10 protein-coding genes are annotated in these 14,536 nt (G+C 67.5%); 1 reads left to right on the forward strand and 9 read right to left on the reverse strand.

All coding sequences use genetic code 11. The annotated features are described in order from the left end of the window. Nucleotides 1–30: 30 nt before the first annotated feature. The 3 genes from J7E91_RS01465 to J7E91_RS01475 form a co-directional block, all read right to left on the reverse strand. The gene (locus tag J7E91_RS01465; protein WP_214898401.1) at nucleotides 31–1,341 is read right to left on the reverse strand and encodes a hypothetical protein; all 1,311 of its coding nucleotides are present in this window, start codon (nucleotides 1,339–1,341) and stop codon (nucleotides 31–33) included. Further along, nucleotides 1,338–2,006 carry a hypothetical protein gene (locus tag J7E91_RS01470; RefSeq protein WP_214898403.1) on the reverse strand — a complete coding sequence of 223 codons (669 nt, stop codon included), beginning with the start codon at nucleotides 2,004–2,006 and terminating at the stop codon, nucleotides 1,338–1,340. The genes J7E91_RS01465 and J7E91_RS01470 overlap by 4 nt, the downstream gene beginning before the upstream one ends. Before the next feature lie 390 nt (nucleotides 2,007–2,396). Next, a complete protein-coding gene (locus tag J7E91_RS01475; RefSeq protein ID WP_214898405.1) occupies nucleotides 2,397–2,765 on the reverse strand; it encodes a hypothetical protein in 369 nt (122 codons plus the stop codon). Nucleotides 2,766–3,973: 1,208 nt separating this feature from the next. Here J7E91_RS01475 and J7E91_RS01480 point away from each other — a divergent pair. Then, on the forward strand, nucleotides 3,974–4,561 hold the full coding sequence (locus J7E91_RS01480) for a peptidase inhibitor family I36 protein (RefSeq protein WP_251015030.1): 588 nt from the start codon (nucleotides 3,974–3,976) through the stop codon (nucleotides 4,559–4,561). 165 nt (nucleotides 4,562–4,726) lie between these two features. Here J7E91_RS01480 and serA read toward each other — a convergent pair whose 3' ends face one another. From serA to J7E91_RS01510, 6 genes are all read right to left on the reverse strand, one after another. Beyond that, the gene (gene serA / locus J7E91_RS01485) at nucleotides 4,727–6,319 is read right to left on the reverse strand and encodes a phosphoglycerate dehydrogenase (RefSeq protein WP_214898409.1); all 1,593 of its coding nucleotides are present in this window, start codon (nucleotides 6,317–6,319) and stop codon (nucleotides 4,727–4,729) included. A 237-nt stretch (nucleotides 6,320–6,556) separates the two neighbouring features. Then, complete coding sequence (gene ilvC, locus J7E91_RS01490) at nucleotides 6,557–7,558, reverse strand: ketol-acid reductoisomerase (RefSeq protein ID WP_214898411.1); 1,002 nt, start codon at nucleotides 7,556–7,558, stop codon at nucleotides 6,557–6,559. A gap of 108 nt (nucleotides 7,559–7,666) precedes the next feature. Beyond that, nucleotides 7,667–8,194, reverse strand: coding sequence for an acetolactate synthase small subunit (ilvN, locus tag J7E91_RS01495; RefSeq protein ID WP_028813778.1), 528 nt, complete (start codon nucleotides 8,192–8,194; stop codon nucleotides 7,667–7,669). A gap of 26 nt (nucleotides 8,195–8,220) precedes the next feature. Next, a complete protein-coding gene (locus J7E91_RS01500) occupies nucleotides 8,221–10,080 on the reverse strand; it encodes an acetolactate synthase large subunit (RefSeq protein WP_214898413.1) in 1,860 nt (619 codons plus the stop codon). A gap of 205 nt (nucleotides 10,081–10,285) precedes the next feature. Next, the gene (locus J7E91_RS01505; protein ID WP_214898415.1) at nucleotides 10,286–13,195 is read right to left on the reverse strand and encodes a bifunctional diguanylate cyclase/phosphodiesterase; all 2,910 of its coding nucleotides are present in this window, start codon (nucleotides 13,193–13,195) and stop codon (nucleotides 10,286–10,288) included. A gap of 336 nt (nucleotides 13,196–13,531) precedes the next feature. After that, nucleotides 13,532–14,470, reverse strand: a complete 939-nt coding sequence (locus J7E91_RS01510; RefSeq protein ID WP_214898417.1) for a 2-hydroxyacid dehydrogenase — start codon at nucleotides 14,468–14,470, stop codon at nucleotides 13,532–13,534. Between the last annotated feature and the right edge of the window lie 66 nt (nucleotides 14,471–14,536).

Genomic DNA, 14,536 nt, shown 5'->3' on the forward strand with positions numbered 1-14,536 from the left:
GCCGAAACCCTGGGCGACGAATCTCCGCATTCAGAACTCGACCTTGAGTGAGAGGGAGACCATCCTCGTTCTTTCGAACTGCACCTTGAATGTGTTACTCATGCTCATCTCAGCCTTGGCCTGCTGGTGCCCGAGCGTAGCCTCAAGACCGGCGGCGGTCTTGTAGAACAGATCAAAATCACGGTTCAGCTCGCTGAGGAGATTGACCACGAGCGAAAGGCTCGTGCTCACGTTGTACGCTCCATCTCGCTGCTCGATGAAGATCCGCAGATCTTCGACGTCGCTCGGATCGTATCCTTCCAGGACGCTCAGGGCTCCCGCGATCGAAGGCGCGTGGCCGGGCCAGTTCCCCTCTGCCTCGATGGTCACCTTCAGATCGTGCCGTAGCTGGGCAGCGAGGTGGAGCGAACTCTGCTCCTCGATTGACAGGCTCGCCTTCGGCAGCTTCTTATGCACCTCCCCCGCCCGTTCGGCCCGCGCCTGAGCGGTGTACTCATTGCCGACGCTGAAGCTTCCGGAATCCGCTCGGGACTCTATGACGTACAGCGACTTGGCGCCGAGCTCCTTGCATACCTTGAGTGCAAGCCGACATTTCCGCAGTGCCGTCCCCTGAATCGCGTTGTCCACCGCCGCATATCGGTAGCCGGAATCACGATCGCGCACATACGCCTGATCGGGATACAGGACGGTCTCCCGTAGTTCAGGGAACTGCTTCCATCGGCCGAACAGCGGTACCGGGACGATCGTGATTCGATGGTCGCGGAGCCTCTCCGGATCGTCGTCAGAGATGCGGACGAAGTCCTCCCGGGAGACGGTCATCAGCCGATCGGCCAGTTCCTCCGGAATGCGCATTTTCGCCAAGGCCGCCTTTTCTTCTGTTCGTGTCATTCTCGTCTTGGCCGCCGCGAACAGGGTTCCCCCTTTTCCCTTCAGCGCCTGCGTCGCCTCCTTGGCCCTCGATTGGGCACCCCATTCCAGAACAGAGCGGAACTTCTCGCGGTCCACAGTGATCCGGCCGTCCCGCAGTACTTCGGCTATCCGCTCGGTGACGGCGGCCTCCCAATCCGCGCCGGAGCCGAGGCCCTTGACGACCATGACGGCACCCTGTGACCCACCGTTGTCATGACCGAGCCCGACCGTTGTCTGGATCAACAGCGAGTCACCAAGACGGATTGCCAGCCCCGGCTCGCCGCGGCGGTGCTTTCCTTTCCTGCTTAGCCCACTGATCAGGCGGATCGCCCGTCGCTTCTCCTCGGGTCTCTGGCGCTCCCCGTCGAGCCAGACGAAGGGCGGCTCGCCGCTCTCGTATTCGGCGTAGACCAGCCGCAGATGGACGCTCACAGCATTGCCTGAATGACTTCGCCCGCCAGGAGTTCGGCGGATTCCAAAGTAGCGAGGCTCCCGGCCACCACCCTGGTCTCCTCACGCATGTTAAGCATGCTGATCAGGTCGCTGAGCTGCCCGCGCACACGAGTCAGGTAAGCGGCCGAACCCAACAGGTCGTACCGGGAGTCCTTATCGGTGAAAGTGACGACGAAAATGACCCTTTCGACCTTGGTGATGTATCTCTTGATGCGGGCGACGTCTGCGGTCAGCCGCTCATATGGAACGGACGCTCCGGGAGCCTCCTCGTCCGCTTCGAGGTGGGGCGCCTTGATGAGGTAGAGGATGTATTGGGCCGCCTTTACGCCGTTCTGAGAGGCGTCGAGGATCTCGTCCATGCCACTGAAGTCCTTGACGTTCCTGAACTTGAGCGGCTTGTCGATCCAGAGAATCTTCTTCCCCGTGTCCAACCGGATCTTTCCGATGAATTCTCCCGCTGGATGGGTCCGGTGCACCGGCGCGTCCCACCTGCCCTGCCAGGTGTTCAACAGGGTGGTCTTGCCGCTCATCCCTTCACCGAGCAGGATGATCTTTGCTGGGCGCTTGAGTCGGTGGACGGTGATAGCCGTCCCGATCGCTCCGCCCGCCAGCACAACAGCGCCGACGATCAGTGGCAGTGGCAAGGCGCGCTCCTTGCGTGGATGAGGGAGCGCAGAGCAGCCTCGTGCGCTGACCAACCGATAACCAATGCAAGCAAACGGGAAACGATCACCACAAGGGATCCCAGAAAATTCCGATGTACTTGACAAACGGCGAACTTGTGATCGGTTGCCCCAGAGGCCATGAAGGGCAGAGCTTTGGTGAAGTAGCAAGGTATCTGATTCATGCCATTCATCATGTTGAGGTTGTGTTGACGCTTCAGTTGAAGCGCTGCCCTCATGACCATCCTCTCATTTTCCGAAAGTGCCCCCGCTTGGTCCACGGTAAACAACTTACGCTTCTCGAACGGAACCTCTGCTAGAGACATGAGCCTCCCCCATTCCTCATTGGCCGCCATTGGCTGGCGGAGCGTGCTATGCGGCCAGAACACCAAAGATAACGACGAGAACCACGCCGAAGGCGAAGAAAGCCATCTGCATAGCTGCTGGCAGCCGAATGTTCGGTGAGTAGATTGACCTTGTGCTGTCGCCCTCACTAAGGGTGCCAGCGAGGGCCAGGAGTGTAGCGACTCCGGCCAGCACGGAGATGGCGTGGGCCAGCCAGGCCATCTGAAGCCACAGCAAATCCGAGGGCGCGGCCCTGGTGGTAATGTCCTTGGCCAGGCTAATCGTGATAGTGACGACTGCGGTCGTCAGCGTCAGAACGTGCTTACTCGTTTCCGACGCCGCTGTGAGGGCTTGCTTCCGCCGCTCCACTGCCGCTGCATCGTCGTCTGCAGCCATGGCGGCCTTCTTTCTGGATCAGCAGAATGGCCATAGGGGGCAGGTGTTCCTCTTGACCAGGGTGAACACGGCCATGCTGACGTCAGCCAGACTGCGACGCCGCGTCTCGGTGGCCAGGCCCGCGGTGAAGCCCTCAAGGTTGTTGATGGCTTGCGGTAGCCCGGCTTCGGGGTTTGGATCCGCCATCAGTTCGTCGAGGCCCCCCTCAAGAAACTGGACGTACGCTGGCTGAGTCTCCCCTCCGATCGGGACACCAGCCAGCCCGCGCTCCCCTGCGGCGGTGAACTCCCGAGCCGCTCGCTCTCTCAGCTGCCCGGCCGTGCGCCGATTGTCGGGCCGGCCTCCCGGTCTTGGGTTGCCTTCAGACTGTCGTCGACGTTGGTTGCCGCTCACAACTCCCCCTGTGCTACACGTCGGCGTACCGTCATCAGCTGCGGGACTTCTCGAATCGAGCCACGTGACAGAGCCCCCAGCCGACAGCACACCGTGACGCTATTCGTTGAGGTGGCGAATTGTCAGCGGCGCATTGAGGACGGGATATTCGCTCCAGGCGTACGCCCCCGGGCGCGCATCCTAGGGTGGGCTCCCCCTATCGGGGCCTGTCCTTCGGGAGGTCGGGGGCTGCCATAGCAGCCGAGCCGCATGAGAGGCACGGCTTTGTCAAAGCACAGCTGGCTCGCGAACGAGCCGGCCGTCTCCCTGCATAGCCGGTCAACCCGGTTATCGAAGCCAGGGATCCCCAAGACCATGCCTACCTCACAGGCCGTCACCGGCTTGACCGAGAAGGAACCGCCGATTGCTCACGTTCCGCCGCGGCCACCAGTGCTCACTACGCCCGGATTCCGGCGTTTCTGCAGGAGCCAGTGCTCACGAAGTCGCGGACCCTACACGTCGGCGCCGCCCGATGGGCGTCTCGATCACGAGTTGACTCATTACGGGCCCTGTACGCGTCAAGCAGCACCGGCGGGCGGCCACGGAGGAACCGGCTCTGCACAGCGCCGCCCCTCGCGCGGCACGGCGACCCGCCCGCCGACCTGCGGCCCTCCCCTCGACCACGTCGCCGCCGCGCCCGGCGACCGTGACTTCCGCCGCGCAAGGGGGCGTACGACCAGAAAGCCTCTGGAGGCTCACCGGCCGCGTCACTAGCGTTTGCGTCGCTCCGGACAGCCTGGAGCGACGTGAGCGAAGGGAACGCACTTCCTATGCGCATGAGAACCAAGCTCGCCGTCACCACCACAGCGGGAGCGATGGCAGTTCTGGGCCTGGCCGGCCCGACCTCCGCGTCGACCACGCTCGAATCCAAGATCGCGTCCGAGGTGAAACAGGCCGGGCTGAGCAAGAGCGAGGTTGCGGGACTCCAGAAGCAGATCGACAAGCAGCTCGCCGCCACGCCCGGTGGCAAGCAGATCGGCGTCAACCAGGTCGCCTGGCGCGGCGGCAAGGCCGTCATGACGTTCCCGTTACCGGGTGAGAAGCAGGCCCGCGCCGTCAACGAGCCCGTCGGCACCCTCGGATCGCCGAACTGCAGCTACGCCTGGACGTGTCTCTACGAGCACCAGAGCTTCGAAGGCCGCCGGCTGACCTGGTCGGACTGCAACTTCGAGAACCTCGCCAACTGGGGCTTCAACGACAAGACGACGTCCTGGCACAACAACCAGACGCGGGGCACCCAGACCACTGTCTACAACTGGTCGGGCAGTTCCTGGGTCCGCCTGTGGACGTCCACCGCCCCGTCGTCCAGTTCCTACGTCGGCAGCGCCAACAACGACAAGGCAGACGGCCTGTGGGTGTGCTGACGACTGGCGGCTGAGCGCCCCTCCGGTCTCGCGCTGCCCTTCCTTCGCCCCCCTGGCAGGGACATACGGACCGGACAGCACCGTGCCCGGGACGCGGACGTCTCGTACACCTTCTTCGTACGAGACATCCGTGCGTCCCGGGCACGGGCGGGAAAACGAGCCGGGTCAGTCGGCCAGGTTCACGAAGCGGGCCGAGGCCGCGCCGATCTCGTCGGCGATCTCGGAGAGGACCGCCGGCGGAACCGTGTCGTCCACGGAGAGAACGGCCAGCGCCTCGCCGCCCTGGTCCGCGCGCGAGACCTGCATGCCCGCGATGTTGAGGCCACCCTCACCGAGGATGCGGCCGACCGTACCGACGACACCGGGACGGTCCTGGTAGCGCAGGACGACCATGTGGTCGGCCAGCGTCAGGTCGATGTCGTGCTCGCCGATCCCGACGATCTTCTGGAGGTGCTTGGGGCCCGACAGCGTGCCGGAGACCGAGACCTCCTCGCCGCCGGAGAGCGTGCCGCGCACGGTCACGACGTTCTTGTGGTCCGGGGACTCCGAGCTCGTCGTGAGGCGGACCTCCACGCCGCGCTCCTGCGCGAAGAGCGGCGCGTTGACGTAACTCACAGTCTCGTCGACGACGTCCTCGAACACACCCTTCAGGGCGGACAGTTCGAGCACCTTGACGTCGTACTGCGTGATCTCGCCGTACACCTCGACGTCGAGACGCACCGCGACCTCGCCCGCGAGCGCGGTGAACATCCGGCCGAGCTTCTCGGCGAGCGGCAGACCGGGGCGTACGTCCTCGGCGATGACACCGCCCTGGACGTTGACCGCGTCCGGCACGAGCTCACCGGCGAGCGCGAGGCGCACGGACTTGGCGACCGCGATGCCCGCCTTCTCCTGCGCCTCGTCGGTCGAGGCGCCGAGGTGCGGCGTGCAGACGACCTGGTCGAGCTCGAACAGCGGGGAGTCGGTGCAGGGCTCCTTCGTGTACACGTCGAGGCCCGCGCCGGCGACCCGGCCCTCCTTGAGGGCGGAGTACAGCGCCTCCTCGTCAACGATGCCACCACGGGCGGCGTTGACGATCCGGACCTCGGGCTTGACCTTGTGCAGCGCCTCGTCGCCGATGAGGCCGAGCGTCTCGGGGGTCTTGGGGAGGTGCACGGTGATGAAGTCGGACACCGCGAGCAGCTCGTCGAGCGAGAGCAGCTTGACGCCCATCTGGGCGGCGCGCGCGGGCTGCACGTAGGGGTCGTACGCGACGATCTTCATGCCGAAGGCCGACATGCGCTGCGCGACCAGGACACCGATGCGGCCGAGGCCGACGACGCCCAGGGTCTTCTCGCTCAGCTCGACGCCCGTGTACTTGGAGCGCTTCCACTCGCCGTTCTTCAGGGCGGTGTTGGCCTGCGGGATGTTGCGCGCGGTGGCGACGAGCAGGCCGCAGGCGAGCTCGGCGGCGGTGACGATGTTGGACGTCGGCGCGTTGACGACCATGACGCCGGCCTTGGTGGCGGCGGAGACGTCGACGTTGTCGAGGCCGACACCGGCACGGGCGACGACGCGGAGCTTCTTCGCCGCGGCGATGGCCTCGGCGTCGACCTTGGTGGCGGAGCGGACGAGAATCGCGTCCACGTCGGCGATGGCCGGCAGGAGCTCTGGCCGGTCGGCGCCGTTGCAGTGCCGGATTTCGAAGTCCGGGCCCAGGGCGTCGACTGTGGCGGGCGACAGCTCTTCAGCGATGAGTACGACAGGTTTCGAGCTCACGTGAGTCCTCACTGGTCCTTTGCGGACGGCCGTCCCGACGGCCGCAGGCGGTGGAGGGGCTAGCCGCGTGGAAGACGCACGACGCTGTGGGCCTGACGCGTTATGTAAGAAGCAGTCTAGTGGCGCTGGGTAGGTGGTCTTCCGCCTCAACGGAAGGATCACCCGTCCGTGGCTGGACGTTCTGTCCAGTTGTGCGCGAAGGGCCGCGGCGATACGCCGCGGCCCCTCGTTCGAGACTTACGCCTCGTCGTTGTCGACCCAGCTCATGAGCTTGCGGAGCTCCTTGCCGGTGGTCTCCAGCAGGTGCTCGGAGTCCTGCGTCTTGTACTCGTTGTACTTCTTCAGACCGCCGTGGTACTCGTCCATCCAGTTCTTGGCGAACGTGCCGTCCTGGATCTCGGCGAGGACCTTCTTCATCTCGGCCTTGGTCTGGTCCGTGATGATGCGCGGGCCGGTGACGTAGTCGCCCCACTCGGCGGTCTCGGAGACCGACCAGCGCATCTTCTCCAGGCCGCCCTCGTACATGAGGTCCACGATCAGCTTCAGCTCGTGGAGGCACTCGAAGTACGCGATCTCCGGCTGGTAGCCGGCCTCGACCAGGGTCTCGAAGCCCGCCTTCACGAGCGCCGACGCACCGCCGCAGAGCACGGCCTGCTCACCGAACAGGTCGGTCTCGGTCTCCTCGGTGAAGGTCGTCTTGATGACGCCCGCGCGGGTGCCGCCGATGGCCTTGGCGTACGAGAGGGCCAGTGCGAAGGCGTTGCTGGTCGCGTCCTGCTCGACGGCGGCGATCGCCGGAACGCCGCGGCCTTCCTCGTACTGGCGGCGGACCAGGTGGCCCGGGCCCTTGGGGGCGACGAGCGCGACGTCGACGCCGGCCGGGGCCTTGATGAAGCCGAAGCGGACGTTGAAGCCGTGGGCGAAGAACAGCGCGTCGCCGTCCTTCAGGTTGTCCTTGACGGACTCCTCGTAGACCTGGGCCTGGATCGGGTCCGGGATCAGGATCATGATGACGTCGGCCTCTTCGGCGGCCTGCGCCGGAGTGACCACGCGCAGGCCCTGCTCCTCGGCCTTCGCCTTGGACTTGGAGCCCTCGTGCAGACCGACGCGGACGTCGACACCCGAGTCACGGAGCGACAGCGCGTGGGCGTGGCCCTGGCTGCCGTAGCCGATCACCGCGACCTTGCGGCCCTGGATGATGGACAGGTCGGCATCGTCGTCGTAGAACAGCTCGGCCACTGGGATTCTCCTTGTGTGCTGGTTGTGCGTCCCACCGTACGGCGGGGGGCGGAATGAAGGATTTCGGGTCTCGCTATGCGAACAGCGGGACGGAAGCTTGGAGCTTGGTCAGGCCGAGCGGTCGAGGGCCCGCAGGCTGCGGTCGGTGATCGACCGGGAGCCGCGCCCTATGGCGATCGTCCCGGACTGGACGAGCTCCTTGATGCCGAACTGCTCCAGCATCTTGAGCATCGCTTCGAGCTTGTCGGCGCCGCCGGTGGCCTCGATGGTCACGGCCTCCGGGGAGACGTCGACGGTCTTGGCGCGGAAGAGCTGGACGATCTCGACGATCTGCGAGCGCGTCTCGTTGTCGGCGCGCACCTTCACGAGGACGAGCTCGCGCTGGATCGCGGCGCTGGGCTCGAGTTCGACGATCTTCAGGACGTTGACGAGCTTGTTGAGCTGCTTCGTCACCTGTTCGAGCGGCAGGGCCTCGATCACGTTGACCACGATGGTGATGCGTGAGATCTCGGGGTGCTCGGTGGTGCCCACCGCGAGGGAGTCGATGTTGAACCCGCGGCGGGAGAACAGGGCCGTGATCCGGGCGAGGACGCCCGGCTTGTTCTCGACCAGGACGGAGAGGGTGTGCTTGGACATGGGCTTCAATTCTCTCTCTCGTCTGCTCAGTCGTCTTCGTTGTCGCCGAAGTCGGGGCGCACCCCGCGGGCGGCCATGACCTCGTCGTTGGAGGTGCCGGCGGCCACCATCGGCCAGACCATGGCGTCCTCGTGCACGATGAAGTCGACCACGACCGGGCGGTCGTTGATGGCATTGGCCTCGGCGATGACCTTGTCGAGATCGGCCGGGTCCTCACAGCGGATCGCGTGGCAGCCCATGGCTTCGGACAGCTTCACGAAGTCCGGGATGCGGGTGCCCGCGCTCGGCTGCTTGCCGTCGGCGTCCGGGCCGCTGTGCAGCACGGTGTTGGAGTAGCGCTGGTTGTAGAAGAGGGTCTGCCACTGGCGGACCATCCCGAGCGCGCCGTTGTTGATGACGGCGACCTTGATCGGGATGTTGTTGAGCGCGCAGGTGGTCAGTTCCTGGTTGGTCATCTGGAAGCAGCCGTCGCCGTCGATGGCCCAGACCGTACGGTCCGGCATGCCGGCCTTGGCGCCCATGGCGGCCGGGACGGCGTACCCCATCGTCCCCGCGCCGCCGGAGTTCAGCCAGGTGGCGGGCTGCTCGTACTGGATGAAGTGCGAGGCCCACATCTGGTGCTGGCCGACGCCCGCGGCGTAGATGGTGCCCTCGGGGGCGAGCTGGCCGATGCGCTGGATGACCTGCTGCGGGGACAGCTGGCCGTTCTCCGGCAGGTCGTAGCCGAGCGGGTAGGTGTCGCGCCAGCGGTTGAGGTCGTTCCACCAGGCCGCGTAGTCGCCGGTGTTGCCCTCGGTGTGCTCGGCCTGGACGGCCTGGACGAGGTCGGCGATGACCTCGCGGGCGTCACCGACGATCGGCACGTCCGCGGCGCGGTTCTTGCCGATCTCGGCCGGGTCGATGTCGGCGTGGACGATCTTGGCGTACGGGGCGAAGCTGTCCAGCTTGCCGGTGACGCGGTCGTCGAAGCGGGCTCCGAGGGCGACGATCAGGTCGGCCCGCTGCAGCGCGGTGACGGCGGTGACCGCACCGTGCATGCCCGGCATTCCCACGTGCAGCGGGTGGCTGTCGGGGAAGGAGCCCAGCGCCATCAGGGTGGTGGTGACGGGGGCGCCGGTGAGCTCGGCGAGGACCTTCAGCTCGGCGGTGGCGTTGGCCTTCATGACGCCGCCGCCGACGTACAGGACGGGTCGCTTGGCCTGGACGATCAGCTTGGCGGCCTCGCGGATCTGCTTGGCGTGCGGCTTGGTGACCGGGCGGTAGCCGGGCAGGTCGTGCGTGGGCGGCCAGCTGAAGGTGGTCTTCGCCTGGAGGGCGTCCTTGGCGATGTCGACCAGGACGGGGCCCGGGCGTCCGGTCGAGGCGATGTGGAACGCCTCGGCGATGGTGCGCGGGATGTCCTCGGCCTTGGTGACGAGGAAGTTGTGCTTGGTGATCGGCATGGTGATGCCGACGATGTCCGCCTCCTGGAAGGCGTCGGTGCCGATCGCCTTGGAGGCGACCTGACCGGTGATCGCGACCATGGGGACGGAGTCCATGTGGGCGTCGGCGATCGGCGTGACCAGGTTCGTGGCGCCGGGCCCCGAAGTGGCCATGCACACGCCGACCTTGCCGGTGGCCTGCGCGTAACCGGTCGCGGCGTGGCCGGCGCCCTGCTCGTGGCGGACCAGGACGTGGCGGACCTTCGTGGAGTCCATCAGCGGGTCGTACGCCGGCAGGATGGCGCCGCCGGGAATGCCGAATACCGTGTCGGCCCCCACTTCCTCGAGGGAGCGGATGAGCGACTGGGCGCCCGTCACGTGCTCGACAGTGGTGGCGTGGTGTCCGCCGTTGCGGGGCCGCGGCTGCGGATGGTGGGCCCCGGAGGCCTGCTCGGTCATCGGCATTCTCTTCTCGAAGCTGAGGGATTTACGAGGGTTTGGGAAGTGCCAGTGCAACAAAAAACCCCCCGTGCCGTGAGGCAAGCGAGGGGAGCGCGCCGGTGCGGTCTGCAGAGCTGCATGTGCGTGCTCTGCTTCAGCCGACGCGCTTTCCAAGTACGAGAATTCGGGTGCGCATGGCACTGACCCTCCCTCCGGCGGCCAGTGCCTGTCAAGTAGGTGGGACGGGCGTCTCACTATTTGAGCGCATCGGAGGGCGTGTGATCGTTTCGCTTCCGTTCGTGCCCACATGGCGCACGGGAAGTGATCCACCCGATCCGCCCGCCAGGACGGGCAGGGCCGCCGCCCCGCCCGGCACCGGGAACTCACCGCGCACCAGTGCCCGCCGCAGCCGGTACTCGTCGAGCGGTCCGGAGAACGCCATCCCCTGCCCATGCGTACACCCCATGGCGCGCAGGGCGGTCACCTGTTCCGGCACGTCCACGCCGTCGGCCACGGACTGCATCCCGAGGTCGCACGCGATCCGCAGCAGCCCACTGGTGATCTTGTGCAGCCGGGCGGACTCGACGACGCCCTCGACCAGGCCGCGGTCCAGTTTCAGTACGTCGATGGGGAGCCGACGCAGCGCGTTGATGGCGGCGTAACCGCTGCCGAACCCGTCCAGCGCGATCCGCACCCCGAGCCTGCGCAGCGCCACCAGGCGCCGCTCGAGCTCATCGAAGGAGATCCGCGGGTCGCTGTCGGCCAGCTCGATGATGAGCGAGCCCGAGGGCAGGCCGTGCCGGGTGAGCAGGGCCTCGATGGAGCCGAGCGGCAAGCTCTTGTCCACCAGCCTGCGAGCCGAGAGCCGGACCGTCACGGGCACCTCGTGGCCCGCCCGGTTGCGCTCCGCCGCCTGCTCGACCGCCTGCTCGAGGAGCCAGCGCCCCAGCTCGGCCGTGCGGGCACCCTCCTGAGCCTCGCCGGTCTCGGCCACCCGCAGGAACTCGGCGGGCGTGAAGAGGATGCCCTGGGTGGACCGCCAGCGGGCCTGGGCGGCGACGGAGGCCACCTCGCCGGTGGTCAGGCTCACCACCGGCTGGTGGAGCAGCGCGAACTCGCCGTCGTGGAGGGCGGTGCGCAGCCGGGTGGCCAGTTCGCCCCTGCGGACCACCTCGGCCTGCATCTGCGGCGCGTACAGCTCGACCCGGTCCTTGCCGGCCGCCTTCGCCCGGTACATGGCGAGGTCGGCGTTGCGCATGAGGTCGGTGGGGCTGATGCCGGGCTCGGCGAAGGCGACGCCGATGGACGCGGCGACGCGCACCTCGTTGCCGTCGATCCGGTACGGCTGGGAGAGCGTGAGGCGCAGCCGGTCGGCGATCTCGTGGACCTGGCTTTCGCGGGCGGCCTGGTCCCGGGAGCCCTCGCCGACGATCAGTGCGGCGAACTCGTCGCCACCGAGCCGGGCCGCGGTGTCACCCGCCCGTACGGATTCCTGGAGGCGGCGGGCCGCCTGGATGAGCAGCTCGTCGCCGGCCTGATGGCCGATGGTGTCGTTCACCGCCTTGAAGCCGTCGAGGTCGATGAAGAGCACGGCCGTGCCGGGATCGCCGACGCGGCGGCCGCTGAGGGCCTGGCGGACGCGCGCGGTGAACAGGGCGCGGTTGGGCAGGTCGGTGAGCGGGTCGTGTTCGGCGTTGTGCTGGAGCTGTGCCTGGAGGCGGACTCTTTCCGTCACGTCCCGGCAGTTGAAGATCAGGCCGCCCTGGTGCCGGTTGACGGTCGACTCGACATTGAGCCACTCCCCCGTGCCCGACTTGAAGCGGCACTCGATGCGGGTCGTCGGCTCCTCGGCGGGAGGCGCGGCCAGAAAGCGGCGTACTTCGTGGACGACTCTGCCCAGGTCCTCCGCATGGATCAGCGAGGCGAGCTCGGACCCGATGAGATCCTCGGCGTCACGTCCGTAGACGCCGGACGCGGCCGGGCTGACGTAACGCAGTATGCCGGTGGGGGCGGCGATCATGATGACGTCGCTCGATCCCTGCACCAGGGAGCGGAAGTGGTTCTCCTTCTGCGCCAGTTCCTGGGTGAGGGAGATGTTGTCGACGAGCATGATGCCCTGGCGTACGACCAGTGCGAGCACGACCGTGCAGCCGGTGAGGACCACTACCCGGTCCACGCGGCGGCCCTCGATGACGTTGTAGAGGATGCCGAGCGTGCAGACGGCGGCGGCGAGGTACGGCGTGAGGGCCGCCAGTGAGCCGCCGATGGGACGGCTGCCCGCCGCATGGCGCGTGCCCGCGCTGTGGGTGCCCCGGTTGTACGGCGCGCCCTCCCCCCACTGCTCCGCGCGGCGCGCGCCCCAGGGCGCGTAGGCGAGGAGCAGCGAGCCGGCGAACCAGCCCGCGTCGAGGAGCTGGCCCGAGCGGTAGCTCTCGCGCAGCAGGGGCGAGGTGAACAGGGCGTCGCACAGCACGGTCGTGGCGAGGGCCGCGATCGCGGTGTTGATCGCCGTGCGGTTGGCGTTGGAGCGCCGGAAGTGCAGCGCGAGCACCATGCTGACCAGCGCGATGTCGAGCAGCGGGTACGCGAGGGAGAGCGCGGCGTGGGCCGTGCTCTCGGCCTGGAAGTGCGCGGTGTGCGCGAGAGCGAGGCTCCAGGAGAGCGTGAGCAGCGAGCCGCCGATGAGCCAGGAGTCGAGCGCGAGGCAGACCCAGCCGGCGCGCGTGACGGGGCGCTTGGCGAGGACCAGCAGGCCGACGATGGCGGGCGGGCCGAAGCAGAGGAAGAAGAGGTCGGCCAGGGACGGCGAGGGAACCTCGCGGTCCAGCACCACTTCGTACCAGCCCCACACGGCGTTCCCGCAGGCCGCCATCGCGGAGGAGACCCCGAACAGCAGCCAGGCGGGTCGAAAGCGGCTCTCACGCGCGCGTGCGTAGACGAAACAGGAGACCGCCGCGACCAGAGCGGCGGCGGCGAGGCCGAAGTCGCCCATGATCAGTGCGACTTCGGCAGAGCCCCAGCCGAGGGCCGAGCCGACGGCGTAGGCGCCGCAGACCAGGGTGAGGACGAGCTGCGAGAGCAGGCTCGCCCCGCTGCCGGGCACCTGCTGCCGGGCGAGGAGCGCGCCGGGGGCGCTCACCGGACCGCCCCGCCGCATGGCACTCCGGGCACCGGAGGAGCGAGGAGCGGTCGCGGATCCGGTGTGACCGCCGGATCGCAGGAGGGTGGTCGCCGATCGCCTTGCCGCGTCGGATCCTTGGTCCATTCGCCGTACATCGCCCGTCGCCCCCTCACAGTCCGGTCGCTCCCCAGCGCCGTGATAATGCGCGGCGCAGCCCCTTGGTCCGGACGATACACCAATTCAGTCACTCAGGGACATACTCCCTCTACTCTCCGTGACCAGCAGGGATGTCTTCGGCACGCCGCGCATTCGGGTGGCTTCGGAGTGTGTTCGCGGCGTCTTTCCCCGGGCCTTTCAGGACGTGGTGAGGACGATGTTGTGCAGCGGTTCCCCGGCGGCGAGGCGGGTGAGCTGGCCGGCCATCAGGCGCTTGGCGCGCGGCATGAAGGCCGAAGTACTGCCGCCCACGTGGGGGCTGATGAGGAGGCCGGGCGCCTGCCACAAGGGGTGGCCTGCGGGAAGGGGCTCCGGGTCGGTGACGTCGAGGGCGGCACGGAGCCGGCCCGATTCGAGCTCGGCGAGGAGTGCCTTGGTGTCGACGACAGGGCCGCGCGAGACGTTCACCAGCAGCGCCCCGTCCTTCATCCGCGACAGGAAGCCGGCGTTCACCAGGCCCTGCGTCGCCTCCGTGAGCGGCGTGGAGAGGATCACGACATCGGCGGAGGGCAGCAGTCCGGGCAGGTCGGCCAGTGGATGCACCGGACCGCGCTCCGTTGTACGGGCAGAGCGCGCGACGCGCGCCACCCGCGCACACTCGAACGGCGTGAGCCGGTCCTCGATGGCCGCGCCGATCGAGCCGTACCCGACGATGAGGACGGACCTGTCGGCGAGCGCGGGATAGAAACCGGCCCGCCATTCCTCCTTGTCCTGGCCGTGTACGAAGCCGGGGATGCCCCGCAGCGAGGCGAGGACCAGTGCGAGGGTCAGCTCGGCGGTGCTGGCCTCGTGGACGCCTCGGGCGTTGCACAGCTGGACGCCGGCGGGCAGGTCCCCGAGGCCGGGCTCGACGTGGTCGATGCCTGCGGAGAGCGTCTGGACCGCGCGTACGGACGTCATCGCGGCGAGCGGGCGCACCGCGATCTCGGTGCCCTTCATGTACGGGACGACATAGAAGGCACAGTCGGCGGGATCGGCGGGAAAGTCCTGGCCACCGTCCCAGAAGCGGTAGATGAACCCCTCGGGAAGGCCCTGTATCTCGGCGGCGGGGACGGGGAGCCATACATCTGAAGTCATGGTCAGGAGGCTATGCGAAGGGGCGTGTGACGCAGAGGTTAGTTTTGGGAGCGGCAGAGGGAGGGG

Source organism: Streptomyces sp. ISL-99 (assembly GCF_018614005.1).
Classification (GTDB): Bacteria; Actinomycetota; Actinomycetes; order Streptomycetales; family Streptomycetaceae; genus Streptomyces; species Streptomyces flavidovirens.